This is a genomic window from Pseudoalteromonas sp. SR45-5 (genome assembly GCF_014163565.1).
Taxonomy (GTDB): Bacteria; Pseudomonadota; Gammaproteobacteria; order Enterobacterales; family Alteromonadaceae; genus Pseudoalteromonas; species Pseudoalteromonas distincta.
In genome coordinates this window covers 1-4,001 of sequence record NZ_JACJDN010000372.1, presented here as the reverse complement: position 1 = coordinate 4,001, position 4,001 = coordinate 1, and the positions used below count along the sequence as shown (strand labels likewise).

At 36.6% G+C, this 4,001-nt stretch carries 3 protein-coding genes; all 3 read left to right on the top strand.

The genetic code is table 11. From position 1 onward, the window contains the following. The first annotated feature begins 97 nt into the window (after window positions 1–97). The gene (locus tag H5072_RS13495; RefSeq protein ID WP_182693809.1) at window positions 98–1,690 is read left to right on the top strand and encodes an AAA family ATPase; all 1,593 of its coding nucleotides are present in this window, start codon (window positions 98–100) and stop codon (window positions 1,688–1,690) included. A 6-nt stretch (window positions 1,691–1,696) separates the two neighbouring features. Continuing rightward, entirely contained in the window at window positions 1,697–3,328 is a 1,632-nt protein-coding gene (locus tag H5072_RS13490; protein ID WP_182693808.1) for an AAA domain-containing protein, read from the top strand. Beyond that, on the top strand, window positions 3,325–4,001 hold a 677-nt coding region (locus H5072_RS13485; RefSeq protein WP_220488631.1), incomplete at its 3' end, for an AAA domain-containing protein. The genes H5072_RS13490 and H5072_RS13485, both read left to right, overlap by 4 nt.

Here is a 4,001-nt window from a genome sequence, read left to right as displayed (position 1 = left end):
ATAGTTATTAAGAGTTTAGTACTTTTTCTGAAGGCCAAATGGAAATAGGAATATTACTTGGCTAAAAAACTTATCTTTTTATGCTGTATGGATAGTTATGGATTTCAAAAAAAAAATAACACTTGCTGTGAAAGCCGGTGCACCTCTTATACAAATTATTAGTCATGATACCCTTCGAATTAGGGCCGCAGTTAACTCAATTGCTGATATATTAAGTCTAGAAACTTTCATTTGGGATAGCTGTAAAGGTTTAAGAAGAGGGATTAGCCAACAAGAGCTAATGGAAGATGTAGATACCCCCTCCGAAGTACTTGAGTGGGTAATCGGTGATAATCAAGATGACTTACCCACACCTGTTAACTGTATTTTACTCCTTGAGGACTTTCATCCTCACATAGGCACATTTGATCATAAAAATATTTCGCGTTTACGAAGTTTTGCTGTAGCAGTTGCTGGTCGACGAATAGATAAAGTGACTATAATCATGTCACAACCCGTTTTTGATTTACCTACTGAGTTGGTAAAAGATACCCAAGTTTTTGAAATGCCTTTGCCTAATCTATCAGAACTAAAAAAGCTCGCAGAACAAGCTAAACAAAAGTTTGAGTTAGATGAGCGAGATTGCTCTTTCAGTACTGAGTTTCTTAATTCAGCATTGGGGTTATCTACAAGTGAAGCGCAGTTAGCATTTGCGAAAATTGCTTGTGAGAAGGAGCGATTAAATGAACTTGATATTTCAAGCATTGTTCGAGAAAAAGAACAAGTCATAAGAAAGCAAGGCCACTTAGAGTATTTTCATCCAAGTGCTACGTTGGATGATATTGGTGGTCTGGACAGCCTAAAAAAATGGCTTAAACGAAGAAAGCTTGCCTTTGGTGAAAGCGCAAAAGAGTTTGGTTTAGAGGAGCCAAGAGGCTTACTTTTATTAGGTTTGCCTGGTACAGGTAAAAGCTTAGCAGCTAAAGCAATAGCGAATGCCTGGCAATTACCTTTACTACGATTAGACATTGGCAAAATATTTGGCGGTATCGTAGGTCAATCAGAATCGAATATGCGTGAAGCATTGCAGTTAGCAGAGACACTATCTCCCAGTATTCTATGGATAGATGAAATTGAAAAAGGGTTATCAGGTATTCAAAGTTCAGGTTCATCAGATGGAGGCACTACAGCGCGAGTACTTGGTAGCTTCTTGACTTGGATGCAAGAAAAGAAAAAGCCTGTATTTGTTGTTGCGACAGCTAACAATATTGCGCAGTTGCCCCCAGAGTTACTTAGAAAAGGACGTGTTGATGAAATTTTCTTTGTTGATCTACCTACTGAGCAAGAGCGGGAAGATATCCTTAATGTTCATTTAAAAAAACGAAGCAGAGAAGATAATTTAAGTGCAGTGGAAATAAAAGAAGTGGCTCAACTAACACTCGGCTTTACTGGGGCTGAGTTAGAAGAAGTGATTAAAGAGGCTTTGTTTATGGCCTTTGATGATGGCATTGATATTAACTTTGAGCATATAAAATCAGCAATTGCAGTAACTACGCCTATATCAATGACTATGCACGAATTGATCGATAAAACACGTTCTTGGGTCAAAGGGCGAGCAGTGCGAGCAAGCTCACAAAAACCAGAAGTAATCACTGATAAATTAAAATCAATGACTCGCTTAAAATCTGAAATAGAAAATCCTTTCGAGTAGCCTACCATGAATCCATTTTATCTATCACTTTGCGGTGATGAGTCTAAGTCGTTAAAATTACAGGACAACGTGTTGAATGGCTTAACCCCTTTTCGCAATTATTTATCTAACAGTATTACAGCGTTTAAAGATAAAGAAGTTACATGTGAATGGGAAGCTCTTGCCCAACAGCAATTTAACATCAAACCAAAGCAAAATATATATCAAATAGTACCTCTTACTCGTATTCGTTTAATCAACCCAGATAAAGATTGGTATAGATTAAATAACGCTGACTTGGATGATGATTTTGAGGTCGACCTTGATGAGCCCGTAACAATCGGTAAAGGTAAAAAAAGTCGAAAAATTAAAGTAACTGATTCCAGAGTGCATAATGATTTTTATGAAATTAAAATAGAATATAGTGAAGTTATTACTTCAATAGTTTGGTTAGGTTATACAATTACATTAGTACCCTTGAGCCTTACTGTTATAAACACAGATGTAGTGATAGTGGATGAAAAAAGGTACAGTATCGATACTTGTAATGATTTAGTTATTGATCTGTTTGGGCAGTTAAATGAAAAAGAAGGTACAGCCAAACTCAATAATTTAACCGTAAAGTTTGAGACTATAAAAACTTTTTCGGATTCCAAATTGGCAACTCATGTAAAAAAGGACGTTGCTAACTGGTTAGTGCTTTCAACGAAGACGCCTAATTATGATTGCGCAAAAATTGAAGATATCACCGCACGTGAACTTAAGAATTTAACGGTTGAGAGCTTATTTGATAGTAAAGGGAAACCATTAAAACAAAGTGATTGGGAGTTCTCTTTAAACAATAACAACGTCACTATTACCGCACAACATAGCAACGTAACAAAATTAAGCCACTGCAGTTTAGGTACTTATCCAGATCTTGAATTTGATATTAAGGAAGAAAATACTAAAGACCAGTGGATACAGCTAATTGAACCTATAAATAACGATGATAGCGGCCTGTCTGTGCTCGATTATTTTTTTAGTGAAAATGCGATTATTTTGGAATCTAATCAGAATAACAATCGGGAGGCTTTTCACGTAATAAAAAGTAATAGTGAAGAGAAACAGTTATTACTGGCTAAATCAAAACAAACTAAACAGCAAAGCGTTTTACCTTTATATAAAACTATAAAGGCCAAAGCTGATATCTCTCAATTACTCAAGCAACAAGATGCTATATCAGCTCTGACATCTGCTCCTCACTCAGGGCATGATGGGTTATTGAATTTATTTAAAGACCAAACAAGTAAACCTTGGCAGCATACAGAGTCGGAGCCCCTTGAACAGGACAAATGGAAAATCCTGACGGATATTCGCTTTAAAGGGTGTCTAGAACAGCGAGATTTTGTTCAGAAAGCATTGGCTACCCCTGATTTTGCAATTCTTGATGGCCCGCCTGGTACAGGAAAAACAACATCCATTTTAGAGCTTATTGTTCAGTTAGTTCGTCAAGGTAAAAAAATACTTTTGACAGCTTCAACTCATGCTGCAATAAATAATGTTCTAGAGCGTATAGACAATAAAGAACTTGATAATGAAGTGTTTGCTCTTAGAATAGGGGATGCTCATAACGCTCAAGGACTTGAACACTACCAATTTGATAATTTGATAATTTGATTCAAAGTGAAAATACCAGTAAACAAATATTAGTTGATAGCGCTAATCTCATTTGTGGGACCACTATAGGTATAATGAGATTATTTAATGATAAAGAGGTCAATTTACCTCTTTATGAGCCAGCTTTCGATGTGATGATCATAGACGAGTGCAGTAAAACCCCTTTTCAGGAATTTTTGGTACCCGCCCGCTATGCGGCTAAACACATCTTAGTTGGAGATATCCGTCAACTCTCCCCATTTACCGATAGAGAACAGATAGTCTCAAACCTCGAAAACCTTATATTAAAGCCGGGTAGAAGAGGGCATGCTTCGCAATCGTTAGATAAAAACTTGCAAACAGCATGCTTTTTACTGGAAACGTTAAGAGCAGGGCAGAAAAACCATCATGCATATTCAAATCAATTAATAAAAACGATTTCACCACAAGAAGCTAAAGCCTTAAAGATCGAGCTTACGCAAAGAGTAAAAATAGACGAAGAATATGAACGTATCCTAGTGATAGACTCTTCAAATATAGAGAAGTACGCTTCGAGTCCAATTTTACTTTGGGAGTATAACCTATGTTTTATTGCAGATAATTGTTTGCAAAAAATTAATAATCTTATACCCGCTGATAGTATTTGGTTATCAGATGACTGGCACGCGAGTGCTCATGCATTTTCACATAAAGC

What these genes read in the sequence shown, in the direction of transcription:
- H5072_RS13495 (WP_182693809.1), top strand. Translation starts at nt 98, where the DNA reads ATGGATTTCAAAAAAAAAATAACACTTGCTGTGAAAGCCGGTGCACCT.
- H5072_RS13490 (WP_182693808.1), top strand. Translation starts at nt 1,697, where the DNA reads ATGAATCCATTTTATCTATCACTTTGCGGTGATGAGTCTAAGTCGTTA.